26 protein-coding genes are annotated in these 26272 nt (G+C 61.9%); 10 read left to right on the forward strand and 16 right to left on the reverse strand.

The window, feature by feature from the left end:
* Nucleotides 1-107: 107 nt before the first annotated feature.
* The 6 genes from KH208_RS06285 to KH208_RS06310 form a co-directional block, all read right to left on the reverse strand.
* Nucleotides 108-557, reverse strand: coding sequence for a DUF805 domain-containing protein (locus KH208_RS06285; protein ID WP_291434800.1), 450 nt, complete (start codon nucleotides 555-557; stop codon nucleotides 108-110).
* A gap of 22 nt (nucleotides 558-579) precedes the next feature.
* Nucleotides 580-1053, reverse strand: coding sequence for a DUF805 domain-containing protein (locus KH208_RS06290; protein ID WP_291434801.1), 474 nt, complete (start codon nucleotides 1051-1053; stop codon nucleotides 580-582).
* A 190-nt stretch (nucleotides 1054-1243) separates the two neighbouring features.
* On the reverse strand, nucleotides 1244-2101 hold the full coding sequence (gene folD / locus KH208_RS06295) for a bifunctional methylenetetrahydrofolate dehydrogenase/methenyltetrahydrofolate cyclohydrolase FolD (RefSeq protein WP_291434803.1): 858 nt from the start codon (nucleotides 2099-2101) through the stop codon (nucleotides 1244-1246).
* Between the two features lie 68 nt (nucleotides 2102-2169).
* Nucleotides 2170-2832 (reverse strand): DUF805 domain-containing protein, encoded by a 663-nt coding sequence (locus KH208_RS06300; protein WP_291434805.1) that lies wholly within the window; start codon nucleotides 2830-2832, stop codon nucleotides 2170-2172.
* Nucleotides 2833-2879: 47 nt separating this feature from the next.
* The gene (gene eno, locus KH208_RS06305; RefSeq protein ID WP_291434807.1) at nucleotides 2880-4181 is read right to left on the reverse strand and encodes a phosphopyruvate hydratase; all 1302 of its coding nucleotides are present in this window, start codon (nucleotides 4179-4181) and stop codon (nucleotides 2880-2882) included.
* Nucleotides 4182-4251: 70 nt separating this feature from the next.
* Nucleotides 4252-5043 (reverse strand): type III pantothenate kinase, encoded by a 792-nt coding sequence (locus KH208_RS06310; protein WP_062254446.1) that lies wholly within the window; start codon nucleotides 5041-5043, stop codon nucleotides 4252-4254.
* A gap of 398 nt (nucleotides 5044-5441) precedes the next feature.
* On the opposite strand from KH208_RS06310, the gene KH208_RS06315 reads away from it, so the two are divergent.
* Complete coding sequence (locus KH208_RS06315; RefSeq protein ID WP_291434810.1) at nucleotides 5442-6281, forward strand: sulfotransferase family 2 domain-containing protein; 840 nt, start codon at nucleotides 5442-5444, stop codon at nucleotides 6279-6281.
* A gap of 75 nt (nucleotides 6282-6356) precedes the next feature.
* Here the strand turns inward: KH208_RS06315 and KH208_RS06320 are convergent, their stop codons facing one another.
* The 5 genes from KH208_RS06320 to KH208_RS06340 all read right to left on the reverse strand — a co-directional run bounded on the left by KH208_RS06320 (nucleotide 6357) and on the right by KH208_RS06340 (nucleotide 13162).
* Nucleotides 6357-7880, reverse strand: coding sequence for an NAD(P)/FAD-dependent oxidoreductase (locus tag KH208_RS06320; protein ID WP_291434812.1), 1524 nt, complete (start codon nucleotides 7878-7880; stop codon nucleotides 6357-6359).
* A complete protein-coding gene (locus tag KH208_RS06325) occupies nucleotides 7867-8397 on the reverse strand; it encodes a GtrA family protein (RefSeq protein ID WP_291434814.1) in 531 nt (176 codons plus the stop codon). The genes KH208_RS06320 and KH208_RS06325 overlap by 14 nt, the downstream gene beginning before the upstream one ends.
* Before the next feature lie 15 nt (nucleotides 8398-8412).
* Nucleotides 8413-10044: a hypothetical protein gene (locus tag KH208_RS06330; RefSeq protein WP_291434816.1), complete on the reverse strand. Its 1632-nt coding sequence runs from the start codon at nucleotides 10042-10044 to the stop codon at nucleotides 8413-8415.
* 374 nt (nucleotides 10045-10418) lie between these two features.
* The gene (locus tag KH208_RS06335) at nucleotides 10419-11966 is read right to left on the reverse strand and encodes a carbon starvation CstA family protein (RefSeq protein ID WP_291434818.1); all 1548 of its coding nucleotides are present in this window, start codon (nucleotides 11964-11966) and stop codon (nucleotides 10419-10421) included.
* Nucleotides 11967-12211: 245 nt separating this feature from the next.
* Entirely contained in the window at nucleotides 12212-13162 is a 951-nt protein-coding gene (locus KH208_RS06340; RefSeq protein WP_291434819.1) for a TIGR01212 family radical SAM protein, read from the reverse strand.
* Nucleotides 13163-13403: 241 nt separating this feature from the next.
* Here KH208_RS06340 and KH208_RS06345 point away from each other — a divergent pair, with 241 nt between their 5' ends.
* The 9 genes from KH208_RS06345 to KH208_RS06385 all read left to right on the forward strand — a co-directional run bounded on the left by KH208_RS06345 (nucleotide 13404) and on the right by KH208_RS06385 (nucleotide 22762).
* Nucleotides 13404-14444, forward strand: coding sequence for a rod shape-determining protein (locus KH208_RS06345; RefSeq protein ID WP_291434820.1), 1041 nt, complete (start codon nucleotides 13404-13406; stop codon nucleotides 14442-14444).
* A gap of 124 nt (nucleotides 14445-14568) precedes the next feature.
* A complete protein-coding gene (mreC, locus tag KH208_RS06350; RefSeq protein WP_291434821.1) occupies nucleotides 14569-15465 on the forward strand; it encodes a rod shape-determining protein MreC in 897 nt (298 codons plus the stop codon).
* Nucleotides 15462-15932, forward strand: a complete 471-nt coding sequence (locus tag KH208_RS06355) for a hypothetical protein (RefSeq protein WP_291434823.1) — start codon at nucleotides 15462-15464, stop codon at nucleotides 15930-15932. The genes mreC and KH208_RS06355 overlap by 4 nt, the downstream gene beginning before the upstream one ends.
* Nucleotides 15919-17844, forward strand: a complete 1926-nt coding sequence (mrdA, locus tag KH208_RS06360; RefSeq protein WP_291434825.1) for a penicillin-binding protein 2 — start codon at nucleotides 15919-15921, stop codon at nucleotides 17842-17844. The genes KH208_RS06355 and mrdA overlap by 14 nt, the downstream gene beginning before the upstream one ends.
* A gap of 319 nt (nucleotides 17845-18163) precedes the next feature.
* The gene (rodA, locus tag KH208_RS06365; RefSeq protein WP_062254431.1) at nucleotides 18164-19270 is read left to right on the forward strand and encodes a rod shape-determining protein RodA; all 1107 of its coding nucleotides are present in this window, start codon (nucleotides 18164-18166) and stop codon (nucleotides 19268-19270) included.
* Between the two features lie 283 nt (nucleotides 19271-19553).
* Nucleotides 19554-19922, forward strand: a complete 369-nt coding sequence (locus KH208_RS06370; RefSeq protein ID WP_062254429.1) for a polymer-forming cytoskeletal protein — start codon at nucleotides 19554-19556, stop codon at nucleotides 19920-19922.
* 336 nt (nucleotides 19923-20258) lie between these two features.
* Complete coding sequence (locus KH208_RS06375; protein WP_008682481.1) at nucleotides 20259-20813, forward strand: GAF domain-containing protein; 555 nt, start codon at nucleotides 20259-20261, stop codon at nucleotides 20811-20813.
* 177 nt (nucleotides 20814-20990) lie between these two features.
* On the forward strand, nucleotides 20991-22007 hold the full coding sequence (gene gap / locus KH208_RS06380) for a type I glyceraldehyde-3-phosphate dehydrogenase (RefSeq protein WP_291434828.1): 1017 nt from the start codon (nucleotides 20991-20993) through the stop codon (nucleotides 22005-22007).
* Between the two features lie 125 nt (nucleotides 22008-22132).
* Complete coding sequence (locus tag KH208_RS06385) at nucleotides 22133-22762, forward strand: hypothetical protein (RefSeq protein ID WP_291434830.1); 630 nt, start codon at nucleotides 22133-22135, stop codon at nucleotides 22760-22762.
* Nucleotides 22763-22788: 26 nt separating this feature from the next.
* On the opposite strand, the gene KH208_RS06390 is transcribed toward KH208_RS06385, so the two are convergent.
* From KH208_RS06390 to KH208_RS06410, 5 genes are all read right to left on the reverse strand, one after another.
* Nucleotides 22789-23271, reverse strand: a complete 483-nt coding sequence (locus tag KH208_RS06390) for a nuclear transport factor 2 family protein (RefSeq protein WP_291434832.1) — start codon at nucleotides 23269-23271, stop codon at nucleotides 22789-22791.
* A gap of 111 nt (nucleotides 23272-23382) precedes the next feature.
* Complete coding sequence (locus KH208_RS06395) at nucleotides 23383-23922, reverse strand: 2-oxoacid:acceptor oxidoreductase family protein (protein ID WP_291434834.1); 540 nt, start codon at nucleotides 23920-23922, stop codon at nucleotides 23383-23385.
* Nucleotides 23915-24763, reverse strand: a complete 849-nt coding sequence (locus KH208_RS06400; RefSeq protein WP_291434835.1) for a thiamine pyrophosphate-dependent enzyme — start codon at nucleotides 24761-24763, stop codon at nucleotides 23915-23917. Before KH208_RS06400 ends, KH208_RS06395 begins: the two co-directional genes overlap by 8 nt.
* Nucleotides 24763-25860 carry a 3-methyl-2-oxobutanoate dehydrogenase subunit VorB gene (gene vorB, locus KH208_RS06405; RefSeq protein WP_291434836.1) on the reverse strand — a complete coding sequence of 366 codons (1098 nt, stop codon included), beginning with the start codon at nucleotides 25858-25860 and terminating at the stop codon, nucleotides 24763-24765. The genes KH208_RS06400 and vorB overlap by 1 nt, the downstream gene beginning before the upstream one ends.
* Complete coding sequence (locus KH208_RS06410) at nucleotides 25857-26093, reverse strand: ferredoxin family protein (protein ID WP_062254412.1); 237 nt, start codon at nucleotides 26091-26093, stop codon at nucleotides 25857-25859. The genes vorB and KH208_RS06410 overlap by 4 nt, the downstream gene beginning before the upstream one ends.
* Nucleotides 26094-26272 lie beyond the last annotated feature (179 nt).

Below are 26272 nucleotides of genomic sequence, written 5' to 3' on the forward strand. Positions count from 1 at the left end.
TTCGGAACCACATTTTCGGCATTTCATATTGCTTTCCTCCTTCTACAAAGAAGATAGCATATATGAAGTTATCTGTCATTGAAAAAGTTGATGTCTCGCGGGGCGGCCTATTCCCCCGCGTTTTCCGCCGCCAGGGGATCGGGCCCGAAACGGTTGGGCCCGGCCGTGCCCGGCAGCGACAGGATGGCAAGATAGCAGATGCACATGGACAGGGAGAGCAGGGCCGACACCGGACCGGCATTGCCGCCGGGCGCGCCCCGGCCCAGCAGCCAGAACAACAGGCTGAGGATGGGAACCAGCAGCCACCAGCCCGCCAGATTACGGTCGTGCAGGCGGCGCACCGTTACCCCGAGATTGGGCAGGAGCAGGGCCAGGGAAACCAGAAAGTTCAGCCCCATGGCCGTCTTGGGCGGCAAGGGCGAAAGCACGGTATTGGCGGCCAGATTGATCAGGCCGATGCCCAGCATGAACCACCAGAATTCCGAACGGGACGCGCGGCCCCGGAAAGAGCAGTATTTGTCTTTCAGACAGACGCGCACGGCCTGGGCAAAGGTCATATCTCTCCCCTTTCTCCGTTTTTCATAGAGGGCCGCCCGGCGCGCTGTCCGGGGGCGCGGACCTCAGCGGATCAGGACCGAAGCGGTTGGGTCCGGGCGTGCCGGGCAGGATCAGCATCACAAAAAGCCAGATGCCCGCGGCCGCCGCCAGCAGGCACACGAGAACCAGGGCAGCCTCCGCAACCGACATCGTGAAAAGCATCGCCAGCAACAGGATAGCGGGGACTATGGGCGCCAGCTGCCACCAGCCCGACAGGTTACGGTCGTGCAGGCGGCGCGCGGTGACACCGATATTGGGCAAAAGGAAAACCAGAGAAACCAGGGCGCTGAGGCCGTTACCCGCCGCTGAGGGAAGAAAGCCGGAGACAAGATTCACAGCAACATTAATCAGAAGCATGAACAGCGCGAACCACCAGAATTCCGAGCGCGAGGCCCGCCCCTTGAAGCTGCAATACTTCTCGGTCAGGCAGCGCCGCACAGCGGGCGCGAATTCCATATCTTCCCCCTTCCCGGTTTTCCGGCCGGGCACTGCGGCATTTTACGTTTGAAATGTACACATTTCAAACTCTGCGCCTGCCGTGGAAAAAGCGCGGTTTTCCTTGCACTCTGGCCTGGGTGCCGCTTACGCGGCCGCCGGAGCAATCCACGCATTTCAAGAGTGGATTGCTCCGGCCTGACAACATATCCTATGCCGTGCGCCCGCGCCAGGACTGCACGGTATTTTTGAGCAGCATGGCGATGGTCATGGGCCCCACGCCGCCGGGCACCGGCGTGATGGCGCGCGCCTTGGCGCTCACGCCCGCGAAATCCGCGTCGCCGCGGAGGCCTTCAGGCGTGCGGTTGATGCCCACGTCAATGACGACCACGCCTTCGCGCACCATGTCGGCGGTGACGAAACAGGGCCGTCCCACTGCCAGGAAAAGGAAGTCCGCATTGCGGCATTCCGCCGCCAGATCCGGAGTGCGCGAGTGGCAGATGGTCACCGTGGCATCGGCATAGTCGCCGGGCCGGGCCAGGAGCATGGCCAGCGGCTTGCCCACGATGTCGGAGCGCCCCACCACCACGGCCTTTTTGCCCGCGGGCGAGAGATCATAGCGCCGCAGCAGCTCCATGACGCCCGCGGGCGTGCAGGAGACGAAACCCGGCAGGCCCAGGGAAAGGCGGCCCACATTTTCAGGATGGAAGCCGTCCACATCCTTGGCCGGATCAATAGCCAGCAGGCAGGCCTGGGCGTCCAGGCCGCACGGCAGGGGCAATTGCAGCAGAATGCCATCCACATCCGGGCGGCGGTTGCATTCATGGATCAGGGCCAGCAGCTCGTGCTGGCCGGTGGACGCGGGCAGGTGGTAGGGGAAGGAGATAATGCCCGCCTCGGCGCAGGCCCGCTCCTTGTTGCGCACATAAACCTCCGACGCGGGGTCCTCGCCCACCAGGATCACTGCCAGACCCGGCGCGCGGCGGCCTTTGCCGCAAGCGGCGGCCACTTCTTCCCTGAGTTCCTCGCGGATGACGCGAGACGTTTCCTTGCCGTCAATCAAAAGCATGCTCTTCTCCGGCCTTGGGGTTCAAAACTGATCATAAAAATTCAGTATACGCCATCCGCGCGCCGCGCTCAAGCTCCGGACGGGTCTCTCCCCTCCTTTTCGCCTGACGCGCCGGGCCGGTCTGAGTCCGCTTTCCGGAAGACCAGCACCCCGGCCCGCCGTCCCGGTTCGCCCTCCAACGGATCCGGCCCGTAGCGGTTGGGACCGGCCGTGCCCTTTTTGAGACAGACAAGCAACATGGCCAGCTCGCCGAGCAGTTGTACTATGAAGATACACGTCATAAGGGGATCGTCGGAAATGAAAAACCAGACATCCACCATAAGAAGGCAAATAACCAGCGGCAGATTTCCCAGATCCCCGGGCAACGGAATCAGCAAGAAGCCGATGAGAATCGCGAAGGCAGAGAAACGCCCCCAATAAACCAGCAAGGCATACAGCGCCAGCCAGTTGCCGCTGTATCCGCAATCATGCAGGCGGCGTACTCGCACGGCCAGCGACGGCAAATACAACACAAACGCCGTGCCGTTGGTAAGCAACAGCAAGGAGTTTCCGAAGCTGAAAGACTTCGCAAGGCATACCACGACAAAGATCGAGACCGTGCAGGCCGGCAGGTAAAAAATGTAAAACCACCAGAATTCCGAGCGCGGAGCCCGGCCCCGGAAACAGGCGTACTTGCGCAGGCAGGTCTTCACGGCCACGGGCAGGTTCACAAGGCGCTCCAGGTGGAGCAAGGCCCGCGTCCTTACCGGGCGCGGGCCTTGCGTTTCGGCATGGCGTTTTAGTCCTCGCTGTCGCCCAGCGCGTAATACTCGGCCAGCATGGGGCCGAAGAATTCGGCCTCGTCGCCCAGTTCCTCCTCAATGCGCAGCAACTGGTTATACTTGGCCATGCGCTCGGAACGGCAGAGCGAGCCGGTCTTGATCTGCCCGGCGTTGACGCCCACGGCCAGATCCGCGATGAAGCTGTCTTCGGTTTCGCCGGAGCGGTGCGAAATGACGGTGGTGTAGGCCGCTTCCTTGGCCATTTCAATGGTGTCCAGAGTTTCGGTCACTGTGCCGATCTGGTTCAGCTTGATCAGGATGGAGTTGCCCACGCCTTCGGAAATGCCCTCGGCCAGGATGGCCGGGTTGGTCACGAAGATGTCGTCGCCCACCAGCTGAATGCTCTCGCCCAGGCTGGCGGTAAGCATGCCCCAGCCGTCCCAGTCGCCTTCGGCCATGCCGTCCTCAATGGAGATCAGCGGGTATTTGCGGGTGAACCCGGCCAGCCATTCGACCATTTCGGCGTTGTTGAAGGTCTTGCCCTCGCCCTTGAGCACGTACTTGCCGTCCTGGTAGAATTCCGAGGCGGCCGCGTCGATAGCCAGGGCCACTTCGCCGCCGGGATTGTAGCCCGCCTCCTCGATGGCCTTGATGATGTAGGCAAAGGCCTCGTCATGGTTCTTGAGATTGGGCGCGAAGCCGCCCTCGTCGCCCACGCTGGTCACATGCCCGTCCGCTTTCAGAATGGCCTGCAGGGTATGGAAAATCTCCGTGCCCATGCGCAGGGAATCGCGGAAAGTCATGGCCCCGATGGGCATGATCATGAATTCCTGGATGTCCAGGTTGTTGGGGGCGTGCGCGCCGCCGTTGATGATGTTCATCATGGGCGCGGGCAGCACCTTGGCGTTGATGCCGCCGAGATACTTGTAGAGCGGCAGGCCCAGGAAGGTGGCCGCGGCCCGCGCGCAGGCCATGGACACGCCCAACATGGCGTTGGCGCCCAGACGGGATTTGTTGTCCGTGCCGTCCAGATCGATGAGGCTGTTGTCGATCTGCACCTGGCGCAGCACGTCCAGACCCAGAAGTGCGTCGGCGATTTCGCCGTTGACGTGCTCCACGGCTTTGGTCACGCCCTTGCCGCCGTAACGCTTCTTGTCGCCGTCGCGCATTTCCAGCGCCTCGCGGCTGCCGGTGGACGCGCCGGACGGCACGGCCGCGCGGGCGCTGACGCCCGATTCCAGGGTCACTTCCACTTCCACAGTGGGATTGCCGCGCGAATCCAGGATCTCACGGCCGAAAACAGAGGCAATGCTGCTCATATTCGCTCCTTATGCCCTCATGTTGGGGTTATGTTCAGAACAAGGCCGGGCGCGCCGATGCGCGGCGGCCTCAGAGAATATCCCGCTCCTCATAGTACAGACGCCGCAGGCCATCCAGCAACAGGGCGGGCAGAACATGGTCGAAGACCGGGCTCACCCTGGCGATGGACGCGGCGAAGCCGCCCGTGGCCAGCACCTTGATCGGGCCGGGCATCTGCCGCTTGAGCCGCTGGGTCAGGCCCTCCACCATACAGACAAAGCCAAAGACCAGACCGTGCTGGATGCTGGTGGTGGTGTCGCGGCCCGGCGCGGGTTCTTGCGCGCGAATGTCCAGATTGACTCTGGGCAATTTGGCGGCTTCGCGCGACAACGCGGCCAGGGCCGTGGCCGGGCCCGGAAAGATCAGGCCGCCCAGATAGGCCTGCCCGCTCACGCAGTCAAAAGTCACCGCCGTGCCGAAGTCCACCACCAGCAGGGAGGCCGCGTCCGGGCAGAGCCTGCGGGCGGCGAAAGCCCCCACCAGGCGGTCCGCTCCCACTTCGGAGGGCCGTTCGTAACGGTTTTCCAGGGGAATGGGCAAGTCATCGGGCGCGCAGTACAGGGGCCGGTCCAGATAGCGGGCCACGGCCTCGCGCAGCAGCGGGTCGAAACCCGGCACCACGGAAGAGGCCACGCAGGCCTTGAGCTTCGCCATATCCGTGTCCGCGTGCCGCAAAAGGGAAAGAAGCGTGAGGCCGAGGCTGTCCGAGGTGTGCCCGGCGTTGGCGGGCAGGGTGTAGGATGTCAGCACATGCCGCTCGTTGGCCAGCCCCACCTTGATGGACGTATTGCCTATGTCGAAGAGCAGAAGTTCCGGCTGCATGGGACACCCCCGCGTCGGCGTGAAAGGTCGGTTTCAGAGCGTTGAAACAGTAAAGCGCGCCCGCACCGGCGCGCGCGGCGCACGGTGAAGCGGCATGGAACCAGCCGAAGGGGCACAACAACCCGAAGGGCTGTCCCCGTCGGCGGCACCGGAGCCAGAAGGGCCCGACAGCGGCGATACGCACATTTTCCGGCTGAATGACGCCTTGAAAACACAGTCTCCAAAAGTATTCCGCGTCAGCACGAACAGGCCCGCCGGGATTTGCCGCGTTCCCATGCGAAATATTTTATGGAAAAGTAAGTATGCCGGATTCATGCGGCGGAGGCAAGCACGGTCCGCCCGCCTCGCTTGCGGGACGGTCCGGGCGAGGTATACAAGCATGTTTCAGGGAGCACGCCATGGATGAGACGCTCTTTTTTCTGCATCTGCCGCGCACCGCCGGGACCACGCTGAACGCCGTTCTGCACGACAACTTCGCGCCTGAAACCATCCTGAGCGTCTATGCCAGGGAGGACTACGAACGCTGCCGCATGCTGGAGGCGGACGCGCTGGAGCCAATCCGCCTCATCGAGGGGCATCTGATGCCCGAATGTTTCGATCCGCCCAGCCTCTACGGACGCCGCCTGCGCATGTTCACCCTGCTGCGCGAGCCCTTGAGCCGTCTTGTTTCGGAATACGTCTTCCAGAAATCCTGGCCCGGGAACCATCTCTACGCCTATCTCAACGAAAATGCCGTCAGCTTCCGGGACTATCTCACCAGCAACGATCCCCTGCTGAAATTCCGGGGCAGAAACTTCGTCACGCACTGCCTGGCGGGCGTGTTCGCGCCGGATAGGAATCCGGACGAGGTGCTGGCCCTGGCTAAAAAACATCTGGAAGAAAGTTTCTGCTTCGTGGGCATTCAGGAGCGTTTTGACGAAAGCCTCCTGCTGCTGGCCGACGAAATCGGCCTGCAAAAGCTCTTCCACGAACGCCGGAACATGCTGCGCCCCGGCCTGGCCGACGCCGTCAGCGCCGAAGACCGCGCTTTGGCCGCGCGCCTGAACCATGCGGACCTGGAGCTTTATGCCTTTGTGCGCACCCGCTTTGAGCGGCGCGTGGCCGCGGCGGGCCCGGCCTTCACGGTCCGGCTGCGCCGTTTCCGCTTTCTGAACGGCAAGTATCAGAAAATGTGCGCCACGCTGGAAGACACCCTGGTGGCCGAGAGCGCGGGCCCCATCCTCAAACCCAAGGGTTGACCGGCGCAAAACGGCGGCAATGCCGCGTGGCCGTGCGGGCCGCGCACTCAGCGCCGACGCACAATAAGCCAGCCCTTATTTGCCCTCGTGATATTCCTTTTCAACATTGACGTCCCAAATAGCCGCCTTGTCCTCTCTATCACCAAGAATGCACTCCACCGTGCGGACGGCTGACAGCATGGAATGGTCCATATTGTTATAGCGGTGCATACCATTACGTCCCACAGGATAGAGATTGGGCACGCTGTTCAAAAAGCATTGCACCTCGCCGATGCGGTCATAACTGCCGAAGTAGGCGGGATAGGCCTTGGGAACACGCAAAAGCACCGTGTCCTCCACATCCGCCGCCGTAGCAAAGCCCAGCTTTTCTAGCTCATTCACGGCCATTTCGATAAAATCGGCATCGGACATACTCCAGAGTTCGTCACCCTCGGTGGCGAAATATTCCATGCCCAGCCAAAACTTACTTTGGTCAGCCACGAGCCACGGGCTCCAATTGTGGAAGAGCTGAATACGCCCTACATGAACATCCGGTTCCTGAATATAAATCCAGTTGTCTTTGAGATCGGCATGCGCCCCGTCCCGCCCCAGGCGTCTGACCAGAACGCCTACAGTCATGAAGTCACGATACACCAGACCGTGCGCCACCTGGCGCACGGCTGGGGGAACGACATCCCCCAGCTGTTCCACTAATTCGCGTAACGGCATGGAGCTGATGCAGGATGTGCATGGCAGGGTCTGCTTCCTACCATCGGCGTGGAGCACATCTACGCCGACAATGCGGACCCTACCATCATCTTGTTTCCAATTCAGAGCGGTCACCCGGCTTTCCATCAGGATGGTGCCACCTAACTCTCGCACCATATCAGCTACGGTCTCCCACAACGAACCAGGACCCAACTTGGGATACCAGAAACGCTCAATGAGGCTGGTCTCAATATCTTTCTGAGCGATGGATGCAGATGACCCAAGCATGTTTTTGACGGCGTGCGTCAGAACGCGCACGATGGACAGACCTTTGATACGTTGGGCTCCCCAGTCCGCAGCAATGGCATTGCAGGGTACGCCCCAGACCTTGTGGGTATAGTCGCGAAAAAAAGTTTCATAGAGTCTGCGTCCAAAACGATTGACGATAAAATCTTCCAGCGTCTGTTCCGGTTTGATGGGCCGCAGACAGGCCTTGGCGTAGGAAAGACCGATACCCGCCACTCGAGACAGGCCCAGATTTCTGAGCGTGCCCATGCTCAGGGCAATGGGATAGGAGAAAAATTTCCGTAGATAAAAGATTCGCGAAAGACGGCGACGAAGCAAAATAATGCGGTCGAGCTCATCGGGCAAGGCCGGAGGCATACCCTCTCCTTCCACGGGAAGAATTTCTGCCCACCAGTCCATCACTTCCTGAGATTTTGAAAAAAATCTGTGCCCGCCTATGTCCATTCGGTTGCCATTGTGGACCACCGTGCGTGAAATACCGCCCACTTGTGCGTCTTTTTCCACTACAGTTACGGAGCGGATCCCACGGCGCAACAATTCCAATGCCGCCGTCAGGCCGGCAGGACCACCGCCGATGATAACAATTTGCTTGTCATCTGAGGACATTTTTTCTCCTTGCACGCCGCCAAAAAGAGCGGATACCTTCATTAAAACTGCAAAACTTGTGCCCCAAAAAGGAATAAAAAGTCACGATGCCGATGGAAAGCACATGGCAGACCAACTCCAGATGCCGCCACACCAGCCCATGCAGGCCAAACCCATTTTCCAGCAGCGCCTGCCCCGCCAAAAACAGCCCTTTGGCCACCAGAGCATTGAGCAGCACACCTACGCCAGCCACCACGAAGAAAGTGTTGAACTGTCGAAGCATGGGCCGACCGCGATAGTGAAAATTAAAGTAATAATTGCAGCCGAAATTGATCAGCAGCCCCGATGCCGAGCCTATGAGCACAGCCCAGAAATATGGCATGACGACCAGAATCCCCGAATAAAGCGTATAGCCCACGGCAAGATTTACGAGTGCGGCTATTCCTCCGAAAATAAGGAAACGAAAAAATTCGGCGCTCAGAAAAAGCGTAAGGCATTTTTTCAGCACTCCAGAACTCTGGTGCAGGATTTCAGTCATTGTTCGCAGTTCCATTCAATTGACGGTGCCGGACGGTTTGTGGGCCACAATCCAACCTTCGTTATGAAAAAGAATGCTGGACGGTGGCAGGGCTGCGCGCACTTCCGGCCGGTTAGGAGTAATAAGCCACCGTGCGGGATTTTCCCGCCATATATTGACTACCGAAAGTGGATCGGCATTGAACGCGCGCTGTTCGCGGAGCCATCGCTGACAGAGTTCTATGTCACGGGCATAAAAGAGCAGCCAGCCGTCCTTGGCCACGGGCGAAAGAGGACGCCGTGCCACATAGCGCACGGCCAGATCACTTGCGTCAGTGAAAACCAGATCGCACGGACTCGTCAGTTCGCGCAGGGCTTGCAGGGCCTGATGGTATTGCCCGGCGGCGGTCATGAGTTCGGCGGCACGAGAACTATCCAGCGTGGGCAAACCCAGTGTATAGGCAACACTATGTCGCACGGCAAGAACTTGTTTGTCTTGCGAAACCATTCCGATAAGTAGAACCACGCCAAGTGGCGCGGCAAGGCGCGCTACGGCAGGCAAACGTTGCCACCAAAGGCTCAAGACACAGACAATGGACAACCAGCACAGAGGGATGAGAAAGCGTGTCCCCCGCAACAATTCCTGACTGACGTGCGAATAACCCAGTTTGGCCGCCAGAGTCATTTCAACCAGACAGAGAACAAGCATACCCGTGAGACCCAGCAAAAAGCCTGGAAACATACTCAGCAATACCTGCGCCCGGGGGCTGAGTCCCGCTACATGCCGAGCAATAATCCAGCAGACAAGACCGAACAGAAGAAAAGGTTCCCGCACGAGATAATGGTACAGAATGCGACCCAGATCTCCCCAAGGATCGCTCCAGTCTGCCAGGGCGCGCATATTCCAAACTTCATGGAAGAGGGCGTAATGCACAGAATCGGAAGTTACACTGTGTCCCATGGTCACGGCAAGAACTGGCAAAGCCGAGAGCAGAAAAGCGCCAGCGGTCACAGCGGAATTTTCCAGATGGCGTGCCAGAGAGCAGCCGCCGGGGGCCAGAAGAAATGCCGCGAAGAACATGGCGGCACAGGTCAGGGCGCTAACACTATGAACAACAATGGACAGACCGATGGCGAAAAGAAGCAAGGGGCGCAGGCCTGGGCGGCGAAGGGCCGCGCAGCCCAGCATAAGCCAGAACGGAAAAAGATCAGCGTAATAGATGCGCGGCACAGGATCAGCATGCGTGGCTCCCCAGAATGTGCCGAAGGCCCAATAGATGGTCACGCTCATGCCCAAGCTGAACAAAGCGGCCAAGCTGGGGCTTTTGATCAACCAGCGCCCCAGCATATAATAAGCCGCCAGATGCAACCAAATACCCAAGGCTCCGGCACGAAAAATGGCCGCCACCGCCCCGTCGCCCCATTCCAAAAGTCGAGCCAGCAGGGTCAGTAGGCTGGGTTCTCCGGGAAAAGCTTTATATGTATGTACCAAGGGGTCATGCGCAAAGTCACCGGGAACGAGACGGGCCGCGAAAATCTGAGTATAATTCTGAAGGTCGCTATCCATGAAGACGCCGGAAGGCGACAGCGCCCAGGTGCCGTGGTAAGCGGCCATACAAAGCAACGCGGCTAGAAGCAGAAAAATAAAATCTGCAAGACGAAGCGACATGCTTTCTCCAAAATGCCAAGCCCGATACTGTTGAGCAGATGGAAATCTAAAAAAACTCAGATAGCGACGTCATGTCTCGCAAGCCGTCCGACTCGCACCATAGGATATCAAATAAATTCGTCCCGAGATCGGCCATAGCAGCTACAAAAAGATCATCCCGGCCTACCTTTTCTGTAACGATCCGCGGCACAGATAAGCGCCGCCCCTGTAGAGGAAACGGAATTTGGAATAGTAGGGAAGAAACACGCGGTGTGGTTAAGTGCCAAGGTTACACAGAGGTGGCCGGAATATCCAGAACATTTCAAGGCAGCCTTTGGGTAGTCCCAGTGGTGTAGAGGAAAACCACTCCCCTCTCCCCTTCGATGTATACCGCGTCAGAACTTCGCCTCGTCACCTTCCGGCATCCTGCCGCCCCTGGCGAGAAAGAGCGCGAAGCAGAGCCCGGATGCGGCCAGTCCCATGCAGACCGAGGCCGTCATGGGCCAGTGGAAGGGGAATTTATCAAAGTAAAAGAGATAGGTGCCGCACACGGCGGTCATGAACAACGCGGGCACGGTGACCACCCAGTGCAGGCGTTTGCGGCGGCGCAGCCAGACCGCCGCCGCCCAGAGGGACACGCAGGCCAGGGTCTGGTTCGTCCAGCCGAAAGCCATCCAGATAGCCGTGAAGTCGCCCACGGCAAAGTAAATGCCCAGCAGAAAAAGCGGTACGGCCAGCACGATGCGCCGCCCCAGCGAGCCCTGCTCAAAGCGGAGCACGTCGGCCAGGATCAGCCGCCCGGTGCGGAAGGCCGTGTCGCCGGTGGAAATGGGCAGGATGACCACGCCCAGAAAAACCAGAGTGCCGCCCGCCAAGCCGCCCAGCAGGCCTTCGGAGGCCTTGGAAACCACCACCGCCGGCGTCCCGGCCGCCATCAGGGCCGCCGGGTCTCCGCCGTAAAAAGAAAGTCCGATGGTCACCCAGATCAGCCCCAGCACGCCCTCGGCGATCATTACCCCGTAAAACATCAGCCGGGCCTGTCCTTCAGAGCGCATGCAGCGGGCCATCATGGGCGACTGGGTGGCGTGGAAGCCCGAGATGGCCCCGCAGGCGATGGTCACGAAGAGCAAAGGCCAGAGGGGCGCGCCCTTGGGGTTCAGATTGGTGAAAAAGTCGGCCGGGCGCAGGTTGGGCAGAATGCTGTACTGAGGATTGAGCAGCAGCGCGGCCAGCAGGCCGAAGGCCATGAACAGCAGCAGGATGGCGAAAAAGGGGTATATCCTGCCGATGATCTTGTCGATGGGCAGAATAGTGGCGACGAAATAATAGCTGAAAATCAGGACGGAAAAGAGCAGGGCCAGCACCTTGCCCGCGGAAACCGTACCGTCCGCCCCGGCGCAGAGCGCGGCCGGAGGACAGCTTTCAAGCCATTGCAGCACGGCCGCGCCGCCCTCCCAGGAGCGCAGCAGCTCGCCGGTCTTGAAGGCCAGCAGCCCGGCCGGGCCGTTGACGAAAACCGCGCCCACCAGAATCATGAACCAGATGGTGAAGACCAGCATGAACCAGCGCGCGTATTTGCCCAGATTGCGCCCGATGAGCTCCGGATAGGAGACCGCCCCGTAGCGCAGGCTCATGGCCCCGGTGAGGAAATCATGCACCGCGCCCGCGAAAATGCAGCCGAACACCACCCAGAGCAGGGCCGCGGGGCCGTACACAGCCCCCAGAATGGGCCCGAACACCGGCCCCAGGCCCGCGATGTTCAGCAACTGGATGAAAAAGATCTTGTACGGGGGCAGAGCCACGCAATCCACGCCGTCCGCCCTGCTCTGCACCGGGGTCGGCCGCGCGCGGTCAATGCCGAAAACCTTTTCCACAAAAACGCCGTACACGGCGTAGCCCAGCACCAGCAGGCCCAGCGCCGCAAGAAAGCACACCATCCCCATCCCGGCCGTCCCGCGAAATATGTTGAAACCACTATGAATTGATGCCCATCTGCATAGTTCCGGCCGGAATAAAGGTCAAGGCGCGGAGGGCGCTGGGAGGCGGGCTTGCCGCCCGGATGAGGGATGTTTCGCCCTTCGGGCGCGGGGCTGGGGTCCGGGGGAGGGGGCGGCCCAAGCGGGAGCGGGGCGAAAAATCCCACGCCCGAAAGGGAGGCATAAACGGTATGCGGGCGAGCCCTCCCCCCCTACCCGCCGTACCACGCGGGCGGTCCTTCCGGCACGTCGGCCCGGCAGCCCTGCCAGAGATCGCGCGCGTGCAGGGCGCGCAGCAGATCCGTCATCAACGGGCGTTTGAGCGCGGCCCAGGCCGGGGCCACCAGTTCGCCGGGCGCGGGATCGCTTTGCAGACGGTGCATGACCACGCGGGAAGGAATACGCGGCAAGGCCGCGCAGAGCAGGTCCACATATTCGTCGCGCTCCAGGGGCTGGTAGCGCCCGTCCCGATACCGGCGGGCCAGTTCCGTGCCCTCGGGCGCATAAACGTTGTGTAGTTTGAGGCCGTGCAAAGGCAGGCTCACGGCCCAGTCCACGCTTTCCAGAAAGTCCGCCTCGCCCTCGCCGGGCAAACCGGCCATCAGGTGCCCGCAGACCAGCAGGCCGCGCGCGGCGGCTTCGGTCACGGCCATGGCCGCGCAGGCCGCCGTATGCCCCCGGTTGATCCGGGCCAGCGTGGCGTCATGGGCGCTTTGCAGGCCCAGCTCCAGCCAGATCTCCGCAACGCCCGCTTCGGCCCCGGCCCGGAGCAGGGCGTCCAGCTTGGCCGGGCTCAGGCAGTCGGGCCGGGTGCCCACGGCCAGGCCGCGGCAGTCCGGCAGGGCCGCGACCGCGCGCAGCAGGTCTTGCAGGCGCTCCAGGGAGCCGTAGGTATTGGAAAAGGATTGCAGATAGGCCAGGAAACGGCGATCCGGATCCTCGGCGTGGTACTTTTGCCGCCAGGCCTGCCACTGGGCCGCCAGGGACAGGCCGCGCCCGCCCAGGCCCGAGCCCGACCCCAGGGCGTTGCAGAAAATGCAGCCTTGCGTGGACAGCAGACCGTCACGGTTGGGACAGGCCGAACCGACGTCAAGTGGAATTTTTTGCACCCGCATGCCGTACTTGCGGCGGAAATACGCGGCCAGAGTATGCCAACGCACCATACTAACGCGCCTTGCGGGCGGATTACGGGCCGTTCCGCGGCCGATCCGGGAATCGGCCGGCCGGGACAAAGATTTTGAACCCCACGCCCATCGTCTTGACTTCACGCCCGTTTTAGCCGAACAGTTTTCAGCCTGACGACAAAAAATTATTTCCGGGCCGTTGCCGCCGCGACGGTTCCGGAGTGCCGCTCCCGCCCGCCGGGACCATACGCATACCAGCACAGCGAGGCAAGCAAGAGTAATGTCCAAGATTCTGGATTTCGCACTGGGGATGTTTTCCAACGATCTGGCCATCGACCTGGGCACGGCCAATACCTGCGTCTACGTCAAGGGCCAGGGCATTGTGCTGCGCGAGCCCTCGGTGGTGGCGGTCAAAAAGGATTCGCGCGGCAATAACGTGGTGCTGGCCGTGGGCCACGACGCCAAGCGCATGCTCGGCAGAACCCCCGGCAACATCTGGGCCATCCGTCCCATGAAGGACGGCGTCATCGCCGACTTTGAAGTGACCGAGGCCATGCTGCGCCACTTCATCGCCAAAGTGCACAATTCGCGCCGCCTGGTGCGTCCCCGGATCATGATCTGCGTGCCCACGGGCATTACCCAGGTGGAGAAGCGGGCCGTCAAGGAATCCGCCCAGTCCGCCGGCGCGCGTGAAGTCTATCTGATTGAGGAACCCATGGCCGCGGCCATCGGCGCGGACCTGCCCATTCAGGAACCCACCTCCAACATGGTGGTGGACATCGGCGGCGGAACCACCGAAGTGGCGGTGATCTCCCTTTCCGGCATCGTTTATTCGCGCTCGGTGCGCGTGGGCGGGGACAAGATGGACGAAGCCATCATGACCCACGTCAAACGCAAATATAACATGCTGATCGGCGAATCCTCGGCCGAGGAAATCAAGATCAAGATCGCTTCGGCCTATCCCCTGGATCCGGAGCAGCAGATTGAGGTCAAGGGCCGGGACTTGGTCACGGGCATCCCGCAGAACATCATCATCACCTCCGAGGAAGTGCGCAAGGCCATTTCCGAGCAGGTGGACAGCATTGTGCAGGCCGTGCGCATCGCCCTGGAGCAGACCCCGCCGGAACTGGCCGCGGACATTGTGGACCGCGGCATCGTGCTCACGGGCGGCGGCGCGCTGCTCAAGGGGCTGGATCAGCTTTTGCGCGAGGAAACCTCCCTGCCCATCACCGTGGTGGACGACCCGCTTTCCACAGTGGTGGTCGGCACGGGCCGGGCTCTGGACAGCCTGAACATCCTCAAAGAAGTCTGCATCGACTGACAGCGGGTGGCCTTCCACAACTTCGTGGCGTATTTTCTCCGTGGGCGACGTCGTGCCGGAAGCATCTTTCCGGCACGACGTCGCCCCGTGTGTATGCAATCGAGCCTGAGGCGGATATAACTCTGTGTCATTGCGGCGTATTCTGATTTTCGCGGGCGTCCTGCTCATCCTCTTTCTGGGTATGTATTCCTGGAACCAGCGCACCCGCACCCTGGACGATTTCGCCGCCAATATCGGCCTGGAGCTGAGCGGCGCCGTGCTCAAGCCCATGCGCTACATCCAGGACGTGGGCACGGGCTTCTGGGAGCGCTATTTCGACCTGGTGGGCGTGCGCGAGGAAAACGAGCGCCTCCAGGCCAGAGTGGCGGATCTGGAATCCCGTCTGCTGGCCAACGGCGAGGATCTGGCCGAGCTCAAACGCCTGCGCACCCTGGTCCAGTTGCCGGTGGACGCCAGCTGGCGGCCCTTGGGCGCGCGCGTGCTGGCCGGGCGCATGGGCCCCAACGCCGTACTGGACAGCATCACCATCAGCCGGGGCTATACCACGGGCGGGCGGCCCGGCACGCCGCTGGTTACCCACCTGGGCCTGGTGGGCCGGGTGCTGCGGGCCAGCGCGCATACCGCCACCGCCCTGCTGCTCACGGACCCGGGCAGCCGCATCGCGGTTTTCTCGCAGGACAGCCGGGCGCTGGGCATCCTGGCGGGGCAGGGCACGGGCCGCAGGCTGGAAGTGAATTTCGTGCAGCGCGACGCCAACGTAAAACAGGGCGAGGTGCTGATCACCTCCGGCCTGGACGGCAAATACCCCAAGGGCATTCCCGTGGCCCGCGTGCTCAGCGTGGCCCCTTCGGACTACACCCAGTTCATGGCTATTTACGCCGAGCCCCTGGTGGATCTGCAACATATTGAAGAAGTGCTGCTGCTGGAGCCCACGGGCATCGCCCAGCCCGAGCCCGAGCCCGAAGGCCCGCCGCCCGTCTTCGTGGGGCCGCCCGCGCCGCCCGCCGCCGTGACGCCATGAGCAAGTTCCGCAACTTCTGCTGGTGGATTTTCTTCATGGCCATCGCCGTCTGCCTGCAGGCCTTGGTGCCGGGTCTGGACGTGCTGGCGGTGGGCCTTATCATCCTGTTGCAGGAGCGGGACTACAAAAACATGCTCTGGCTCCTGCCGCTCTTCGTGCTCTTGCAGGAGGGCATGGGCACCCGCGAGTTCGGCGGGGTCATCGTCTGGTACGCTGCGGTTATTGCGCTGTTCAAGCTGGGCCGCTGGTTGTTCGAGGTGGAGAACTTCATTTTCATCTTTCTGCTTTCCGCCTGCCTGGGCGCCGCGTATTACGGCGTGGCCTGGCTCATGGCCCCGCTGCAGAATCTCGCTTTCAACGTGCCGGACGAGCTGGACAAAAGCCTGATCCAGGCGCTCTTCCTGCCCTTCGCCTGGCGTCTGCTGATCACGACGCGGCACTGGACCACGGATGATGAAGAAAAATAAGCGCCTCTTCACGCCCGACGCCCCGGGCGGGCCGCCCCGAAAAAAAGAGGGCATCCGCTCCTGGCTCAAAATCCAGGTGGAGAGCGAGGGCTACCAGCCCCCGCGCGGCGGTGCCGTACTTTTGCAGGTCCTTGTGGGCCTGCTGTTCTTCGTCTTTGTGGTCCGTTTCTGGTATCTCCAGGTCCACCGCGGCGAGGAATTCGCCCGCCAGGCCCAGGAAAACCGCCTGCGCCAGGAGCGCATCTTCGCCCCGCGCGGCCGCATTCTGGACGACGGCGACAAGCTGCTGGCCGACAACCGCACGGCCTACGGCCTGTCCCTGGTACGCGAAGACTGCCACGACATCCCGGCCACCCTGGCCCAGATCAGCGCCTGGTCCGGCATTCCGCTGCCCCAGATCTGGGAGAAATACCAGCAGGACCGCTTCAAGGTGAAGTCCTTTGAACCCCTGCTGATGATCACGGACATCGACTTTGACCTGGTGGCCCGCATCGAGTCGGAAATCTACGCCTGGCCGGGTCTGGAAATCGTGGTCCGCACCAAGCGCAGTTATCCGGAAAAAGAACTTTTCGCCCATGTGCTGGGCTATGTGGCCGAAGCCAACGAGCAGGAAATGGCGAAAGACCCGGCCCTGGCCATGGGAGACCTGGTGGGCAAGCAGGGCCTGGAGCTGGAGCTGGAAAAGCAGCTGCGCGGCCGCAAAGGCCTCTATGACGTGGAGGTGGACGCCCACGCCCGCGTGCTGGGCAAAGCCCTGCGCGAAGAGCCGCGCGGCGGGCATGAGGTGCATCTCTCCCTGGACCGGGGCCTGCAGCAGGCGGCCTGGGACGCCCTGGGCGGCGAGGCGGGCTGCGTGGTGGTCATGGAGCCGGACACGGGCAAGCTGCGCGCCCTGGTCACTTCCCCGGCCTATGACAACAATCTTTTCGCGGCGGGCATTTCCCAGCGGGACTGGGACGCCCTGCGCACCAGCAATCGCTTTCCCCTCCAGAACCGGGTGATCCAGAGCGTCTATCCGCCGGGCTCGGTCTGGAAGCTGGCCATGGCCGCCCTGTTTCTGGAACGCGGCGTCAATCCGCGCGAAACCGTGTTCTGCCCCGGCCAGGTCAAGCTGGGCAACCAGATTTTCCGCTGCTGGAAAAAAGGCGGGCACGGGGCCATGAACATGGAAAGCGCGCTGGTCAACTCCTGCGACGTCTATTTCTACCTCATGGCCGAGCGCCTGGGCATTGACAAGCTGGAGGAATTTGCCAAGGCTTGCGGCTTCGGGCGTCCCACGGGCATTGACCTGCCGCACGAAAAATCCGGCTTGGTGCCCTCGCGCGAATGGAAAAAGCGCCGCTTCGGCAGGCCATGGGTGCGCGGCGAGACCTACAACGTCTCCATCGGCCAGGGCTACACCCTGGTCACGCCCGTGCAGGTGGCGGTCTATGTGGCGGCCATGCTCAACGGCGGGGATCTGCTCAAGCCGCAACTGCTCAACGACGCCCCGCGCGTGGTGCAGAGCCGTATTCCGGCCAAGCCTGAAACGTTCAAGTTTGTGGTGGACGCCATGCGCAAGACCGCGGGCGTGGGCACGGCGCGGGTGGTGGGCCGCAAGGACGCGGACATGGGCGGCAAAACCGGCACGGCCCAGGTGGTCAAGTTGAAAATGACCGCCGGAGACCGCCGGGTGCGCTCCTCGGAAATGGAGTACGCCCAGCGCGACCATGCCTGGATCGCCACCTGGGGCTCCAAGAACGGCAAAACCTACGTGGTGGTGGTCATGGTGGAGCACGGCGGCGGCGGTTCCAGCGTGGCCGGACCGGTGGCCAAAAAGATTTACGATTATATCTTCGGCCCGGATTCGGGCGCGCCCGCGTCCCCGGCTCCGGCGACAGCGCCGCGCCCTGTCCGGGGGCGGGAGGATTAGGACCTGTTAACGCTATGCCTTTTTGCCCTCCTGCTGCGTCAGATTTCACCTGCTTTTTCGGTCGAGTACCAGAAGAGTACACTCCCTCAAAGCAGGTTTATCTTCCTTGCAGGCGAACAAAAATTCTATAGCGTTAACAGGCCCTGGGGCAATTCACCTTTGAAACAGGCACATCGCCCTAATGGCCGCGAAGAGCGGACATCCGCGCCAAGTGCAAGGAAATGCCGCGTCATGGTCTTTTCGCCCTCTGCCCGCGCCGGGCGCGCTTCGTGTGAAGGTCGAACAGGTTTGAAATATATTTCCTCCGCCCGGAGCTCGCATGGATAAACGCCTGTTCAGCTACATCAACTGGGGCCTGCTGGCCTGCATGTTCCTGCTCTATTTTCTGGGCGTGGGCAATCTGTACTCCGCCAGCGGCACGCGGCTGGAAGACGGCCTGGCCTTTTCCGGTTTTTACCAGCGCCAGTTGATCTGGGGCGTGTGCGGCCTGGCCTGCATGCTTCTGGCCATGAGCTTTGACTATCGCCAATTGCGCAACCTGGCCTGGCCCTTTTTTCTAATCAGTCTGGCGCTGCTGCTCCTGGTGCCCGTGGCGGGCAAAACCGTCTACGGGGCCAAGCGTTGGCTCTCCCTGGGCTTCATGAGCATCCAGCCCTCGGAACTGGCCAAGCTGGCCGTGCTGGTGCTGGCCGCTCGCCTGCTGGCCCGCGACGGGCGCCCGCTGGGCTGGAAGGATTTCAGCGCCGTGCTGACTGTGGGCCTGATTCCAGCCGCCCTGATCGTCACCCAGCCGGACCTGGGCACCACTCTGATGATCCTGCTGATTCTGGGCGGCATGATCCTCTTCCACGGGCTCAAGGGCTATGTGCTCAAAACCTGCCTGCTGGCCGTGCCCTGCGCGGCGGCCTTCATGTGGTTCGTGGGCATGCACGACTATCAGCGGCAACGCATCCTGACGTTTCTGGACCCCGGCAACGACCCGCGCGGCACGGGCTACCACATTCTGCAGTCGCGCATCGCCATCGGTTCGGGCCAGCTCTGGGGCAAGGGCTTCAAGGAAGGCACCCAGAGCCAGCTCCGCTTTCTGCCGGAACGCCATTCGGACTTCGCCGTGGCCGTGTTCGGCGAGGAATGGGGCTTTGTGGGCTGCGTGGCCCTGGTCACCCTGTTCTGCCTCTTCCTGCTCTCGATCTTCTCCACGGCGGTACAGGCCAAGGACCGCTTCGGCAGCATGCTGGTGGTGGGAGTCTTCTTCTATTTCTTCTGGCAAATTTTCATCAATATGGGCATGGTCATCGGGCTGATGCCGGTGGTGGGCATTCCCCTGCCCTTCATCAGTTACGGCGGCAGCGCCACTCTGGTCAATTTCACGCTGCTGGGCATTGTGCTCAACGTGTCCATGCGGCGCTTCATGTTCAAGGGATAAGTGTTAACTGCTCCAGAGGGTGTCGCATGAGATGAATTTTCGTGTTATATCAAGGAGAAAGAGCCTTTTAGCGCTGCTGTCTTTATCCGTAATGCTCGTTCCTCGCATAACGGCTAAAGCATGAAGGAAGTGTACTCTTGCCTCAGCCGTTGCAGCGAAGCTGCTTACGGATGAGAACAGCAGAGCTATGGTACTCGACCGGAATAAAAGGCGAATTTCGACGCGGAGATAACCGGAAAGACACTCATGACGACACCCTCTAATGGCGAAATGGAGGGTACCCGTGGGCAAGGACGAAATCGCATATCTCGGTTCCGACACCGTGTATGAAGGCAAACTCACCTTCAAGGGCACGGTGCGCATTGAAGGCAAATACACCGGCGAAATCGTCAGCGACGGCACGCTGAACGTGGGCAAGGACGCCCAAGTGGACGGCACGCTGAATGTGGGCGAACTGCTGCTTTCGGGCCGCTTTTCCGGCGAGGTCACGGCCAAGCGCCGGGTGGTGGTCTATGCTTCGGGCGTGCTTGAGGGCACGTTGCAGACGCCCAACCTGCTCACCGAGGAAGGCGGCGTCATTGAAGGCCAGGTGATCATGAAAAATCCCGGCAAGGCTCCGGCCAAGGGCCTGCTGGGCGGCAAGGAGGCCTGAACCCCGGCCGCGAGCCGCTCTGCCCCGGCGGGAGCGGCCGAACGGAGCGCGTTGCTTGAGCATAAAAAATAGAGCATACTTGAGAAAGTAAAGGCAAAGGTTTTGACCTTCGCCGTCATTAGAGCAGATTACCTTTGAGAATTAACATTCTCAAAGTTGACGCTGTCTTCAACCTGCGGCGGGAACGCGGTCCCGCCTTGGTTCAGGCGCGGGCGTCTGCTTTCGCAGCCGCCGGAGCAGTGTAACGTTTTAACGTTATACTGTCCCGGGCATTCCCGCCGCGTCCCCGCCCTCGGCGGACGGGCGCGGTCCACAGCGTTCCTCAAGGAGGCACTCATGGCACAAGATTATTTTCGCGCACTCAGGGACGTGGCGCTGGTGATCAACTCCAGCCTCGAGCCCAAAGAAGTCCTGCATAAAATCACGGAACAAACCGCCGCCACCATGGGCTGCAAGGCCAGCACCATCCGCCTGCTGGACAGCACCGGGCGCTTTCTGCTGCCCAGCGCGGCTTCCGGCCTTTCGGGCACCTACATGCGCAAGGGTCCGGTGGAGGTCAAACGCAGCGGTCTGGACGGCGAAGTGCTGGCCGGCAAAACCATCCACCTCAAGGACGCCACGGCCGACGGCCGCTTCCAGTATCCCGAATCGGCCAAGGCCGAGGGTCTGGTCTCCGTGCTTTCCGCGCCGCTCATGGCGGACGGCAAGGCCATCGGCCTGATCCGCGTCTATTCCGACGTGGAGCGCGATTTCACCCCCGACGAGCAGACCTTTATGGAAGCCGTGGCCGCCATTTCGGCCCTGGCCATTGAAAACGCGCGCCTGCACGAGGCACTGCGCAACAATTACGAGCTGATGGCCAAGCATGCCTACTCGGTCTACGAGGATTAAACAGGCCCTGCCCTTTGCCGCCGGCGGCGTCAGGCTTCGCTTCGCGCGCCGGTCACACATGTTTTGACACGCTCCCGGCACGCGAAGCCGGCCTTCCTTGCCGGCGAACAAAAATCCGGGCCTGTTGCATAATCGGGCAACGAGATATTTTTCCTTTTTTATGTTGAGGACATACATATGAAAAAAGTCAAAGTGGGCATCAACGGCTTCGGCCGCATCGGCCGCCAGGTTTTCCGCGCCCTGCACAAGAGCTACAAGGACCGCGTGGAAGTGGTGGCCATCAACGATCTCTTCGACGCGGAAACCAACTTCCATCTGGCGGAATACGACTCGGTCTACGGCCGGGGCTATCTGGACGCCAAGGTCAACGGCCAGGAAGTGACCGTGGGCGACTGGAACATCCACTGCTTTTCCGAGCGCGACCCCAAGCTGCTGGCCTGGGGCGCGCACGACGTGGATGTGGTGGTTGAAAGCACGGGCATTTTCCGCACCGCGCCGCAAGCCGGCGTGCATCTGGACAACGGGGCCAAAAAAGTCATCATCACCGCCCCGGCCAAGGAAGAGGACATCACCATCGTCATGGGCGTGAACCAGGATCAATACGACCCGGCCAAGCACCATATCGTGTCCAACGCCTCGTGCACCACCAACTGCCTGGCCCCGGTGGCCCTGGTGCTGCAACGCGAGTTCGGCATCCAGATCGGCAATATGGTCACCATCCACTCCTATACCAACGACCAGCGCATTCTGGACATGGCCCACAAGGACCCGCGCCGGGCCCGCGCCGCGGCCTGCAACATCATCCCCACCTCCACGGGCGCGGCCCAGGCCGTGGCCAAGGTCATTCCCGAACTCAAGGGCAAGTTCAGCGGCTATTCGCTGCGCGTGCCCACGCCCACGGTGTCGGTGGTGGACTTTTCCGGCATTCTGGAAAAGCGGACGGATACCGAAACCCTGCTGGGCAAGCTCAAGGACGCCGCGGACACCTATCTCAAGGGCGTACTGGAATACAACGACAAGGCCCTGGTTTCCATGGACTTCAAGGGCAATCCGGCCTCGTCCATCCTGGAAGCCTCCTATACGACCGTGCAGGACGGCCGCATGGTCAAGGCCGTGGCTTGGTACGACAATGAATGGGGCTATTCCAACCGGGTCTGCGACCTGGTCTGCCTGATGCAGGACAAGGGCCTGTAGTTTTTACACATTCCTTCGCGGCGGGCCGTTTTTCAGCAAGAAAAGCGGCCCGCGCGCAACGCCCGGCCAGGCGGCATACGCAACGGAGGCGACACGCCATGCATTTGTCCCAAAAAGGAAATCCCTTGCATCTCCTCATCTGCGGTCTGCTCGCGGCCGCTCTGCTCCTCTTGCTTATGAACAGGCCCGCCGTCGCCGTAAGCGGCGATTCCGCCTATCCCACCGCCAATAAAGCCGACGTGGAGGCAAAACTCCGCGCCAAGGGCAAAACGCCCTGGATTGAACGGGAAAAAGGCATGGGGGTGATGACCCTGAAGAACGGCGGCATGCTGAGCGAAGACTTCTTTCCGCTGGATGCGTATGAGGCCCACAGCGCCGTTGAACTGCGCGACGACATGCCCAAGTTCGCCCCGGGCTACGACAATCAGAAGGGCAAGGCCGACGATATTTCCCGCGCTCTGGAAAACCGGCTCAAAAAACACCTGCCTTTCGGTTTCAAGGCTCTGGCCGGCGACGGCAAGGTGGACGTGGTCAAGCTGGCGGAGCACGGCGGTGTCAAAGCCTATGTCTTCATCATTCCCATGGGCAGGGAACTGGCCGCCATTTCGCCCGACGGCAAGCATTTCTACTATAAAATACCCGACGTTCTGCGCACGCTGGAAGGCTTTCTGGCCACCCGGCCCGAGCTGGCCAAGGTCATCTGGCTTGAGCGCGGCGACAACTTCTTCATGTTTGTGCTGCAACACAAAAAATAGCGGCTGCCGTGCCTCCGCGCGTCGCGTTACGGCGCGGGCGGCCCGGAATAATGCACCTGGACGAGTTTCCAGCCCTGCGGCGTTCTGAAATAAACCTGGCTTTCGCGGCCCGCCGTATGCCGGATGTTTCCGTCCCGGCGGCGCGTGGCCGTGAATTCCCAGTCAAACTCCACCACCGCCGCATCGCCGTGCAGACGTATGGACGGCGCGGTCGTGAGCTGGAGCCCGCGCCGTGAAAACGTGTCGCGCATGGTTTTGCCGTAAAAATTCCTCTTTATCTCCTCCCAGCCGCGCTCATGGCCGCGCGGATGGATGAAGCTGGCCTGCGGCGTGGTCAGCCAGACCTGTTCAGCCCGATGGATATCATCCGCATGAATGACGGACTGACGGTACAGCTCCACCATGTCCGCGATATGCTGCTGATCCGCGCGCGGTTCCGCCGCGTCCGCCGTTGCAAGGGAACACAGAACCACGAGCAGGCCCAGACATATCCCGCATATTTTGCGCATCGTTTCTCTCCCAAAATGTTTTGCCGCTGCCCCCGGCGGGAGCAGCGGCATTTCCGGCTGTGCACAAGAGTCGGGCCAGCCGCCGGAAACCATCCTGCCGGACAGCCCGTATCAGGCGAAGTTGTAGCCCGCTTCCAAAGCCTGGGCATTGGCCGGGATCAGCCTGGCGTAGTGCGCGCTGACCACCCGCTTGAGGGCTTCCTGTACCGCCGCGAGCGGCAGCGCGCCCGTGGCCTTGAGCCAGGCCCCCAGCGCCACCATATTGGCCAGCTTCACGTTGCCCAGTTCATGGGCCATGTCGTTGGCCGGAATGTAGACGCTGCGCAGGCCGGCATCCAGCAGCCCTTGGCTGACCAGCGAGGCGTTGACGATCTGCACGCCCCCGGCCCGCAGGCGCGGCTGGAACTTGTCCAGCGAGGGCTCGTTGAGCACAATGGTGGACAAGGGCTCGCGCACCAGGGGCGAGCCAATGGGGTGGCTGTCCAGCACCACGGTGCAGTTGGCCGTGCCGCCGCGCATTTCCGCACCGTAGACCGGGATGAAGCTCACTTCCAGGCCCTGTTCCATACCGGCCTGCGCCAGCAGATTGCCGATCAGCATCACGCCCTGGCCGCCGAAACCGGCCATAATCACGTCCTGATACTCAGCCACGGGGGGCCTCCTTTGCCTGCGCGTCCTCCGCAACTGGCGCAACAGGACCGGCCCCGGCCGTGGCGTCCTTGAACACGCCCAGGGGGAAGACCGGAATCATGGCCTCGGCAATGCGCTTGTTGGCCGCCACAGGGTCCAGATGCCAGTTGGTGGGGCAGCCCGAAAGCAGCTCCACAAAACCGAAACCCAGACCGTCCAGTTGGACCTCGAAAGCCTTGCGCATGGCCTTTTTGGCCGCCCGCACATGTTTGACCGAATCCAGGGCGCAACGCTCTGCATAGGCCACGCCTTCGAGCTGGGCCATGATCTCGGCCAGGCGCACCGGGCCGCCCTCGTTGCTCAGGGAGCGGCCCTGCCGGGTCGTGGTGGTTTTCTGGCCCACCAGGGTGGTGGGGGCCATCTGGCCGCCGGTCATGCCGTAGACCGTATTGTTGATGAAGATGGTGGTGATCTTTTCGCCCCGGTTGGCCGCGTGCAGGGACTCGGCCAAACCGATGGCGGCCATGTCGCCGTCGCCCTGATAGGTGAAGACCACGGCGTCGGGCCGGGCGCGCCGCACGCCCGTGGCCACGGCACAGGCCCGGCCGTGCGGCGCTTCCAGGCCGTCCACGTTGAAATAGTCGTAGGTGAAGGTGGCGCAGCCCACCGAGGCCACCAGTATGGTTCTGTCCGCCACGCCCAGCTCATGCAGCACCTCGCTGACCAGGCGGTGGGCAATGCCGTGATGGCAGCCGGGGCAGTAATGGGTGGGGCACTCGTTGAGCACGGGAGTGACGTCAAACACCAGACGTTCGCCCGGCTGCGGGCGCAGCGCATCGGCCGTTTCCGAAATCCGCGTCATTAGTTCTTCTCCTTGAGCACCCGGAGGATGGGGTCGGTCAGCGCGTCCGCGCCGATGAACAGGCCGGGCATGACCCCGTGCCAGGCCACCGGGGCCGCACTGTTGAGCGCCAGGCGCACGTCCTCGACCATCTGGCCGGTATTCTGCTCGATAACCAGAAAACGCCGTCCCGGCGCCAGGGCGCGCAGGGCTTCGTCCGGGAAGGGATACAAGGTCACGGGCCGGAACAGACCCAACCGGTGTCCCTGACCGCGCAACTGGCGGATGGCGCTGCGCGCGATGCGGGCCATGGAGCCGAAGGCCACCACTACCAGCTCGGCGTCGTCCACATCCACCTGTTCAAAGGCCGCTTCCGCGCGCATGGCCGCGTACTTTTCCATCAGCAGGCGATTGCGCGCGGCCAGGGCGCCCTCGGCCAGATAGACCGATTTGAGCAGGCGCGGCGCGGCGGCGGGGCCGCGTTTGCCGTAGCCTTCCAGCCGCCAGTCACGGGCCGTGCCCTGAATCGCCTCCGGCCGCATGGCCTCTTTGGGCGGCTCGCGGCGCACGGGTTCCTTGATCTGGCCCACAATGGCGTCGCCCAGCACCATGACCGGGTTGGCGTATTTGAAGGCCAGGGCAAAGGCCCGGAACATGAAGTCATAACACTCCTGCGCCGTGGCCGGGGCCAGGACCAGGTTGCGGTGGTCGCCGTGGCCGCCGCCCTTGACCGCCTGAAAATAGTCGCCCTGGGACGGGCCGATATCCCCCAGGCCGGGGCCGCCGCGCTGCATGTTGACGATGACGCCGGGCACATGGCTGCCCGCCATGTAGGAAATGGCCTCCTGCATCAGGGAGATGCCGCAACCGGAAGACGAAGTCATGGCCGGGATGCCGCAGGCCGCCGCGCCCAGCAGCATGTTGGAGGCGGCCACTTCGCTTTCGGCCTGCACAAACTGGCCGCCGTTCTCCGGCAGCAGCACCGAAAGCGCTTCGGGAATTTCATTCTGGGGCGTGATGGGATAGCCGAAATAACAGCGGCAGCCCGCGTCCACCGCGCCGAAGGCCACGGCCTCATTGCCCTTGATCAGCACGCGTTCCGTCTGTGATGCGCTCATACCGCGCCTCCTTCGGCCGCGTTTTCGGCTTTGACGCTTCTGAACACCCGGATGGCCGTGTCCGGGCACATGACGGCGCAGGACGCGCAGCCCGTGCACTGGCCGCTCATTTCCATGATTTCATAACCCTGGCGGTTGAAACGTCCTGACGGACGCAGAATATGGACAGGGCAGACCTCCACACAGAGCCGGCAGCCCTTGCAGCGATCTTCCAGAAAAACTACTCGTGACATATGTTTTTTGCACTCCTTCTAGTGTCGCGCCAAGCGACACATGTCGCAAACCCGCAAGGGGTTGCGCGCCGCCGCAGGCGGCGTAAGCACAGCAAAAATCGCGTGTTTTGCTGTGTGATCTTCACGCCGAACCGGCAGGTGAGGCGTGACATTTCACTAGTGCCCAATTGCGAAAATTT

Source organism: Desulfovibrio sp. (assembly GCF_018379785.1).
Lineage (GTDB): Bacteria > Desulfobacterota > Desulfovibrionia > Desulfovibrionales > Desulfovibrionaceae > Desulfovibrio.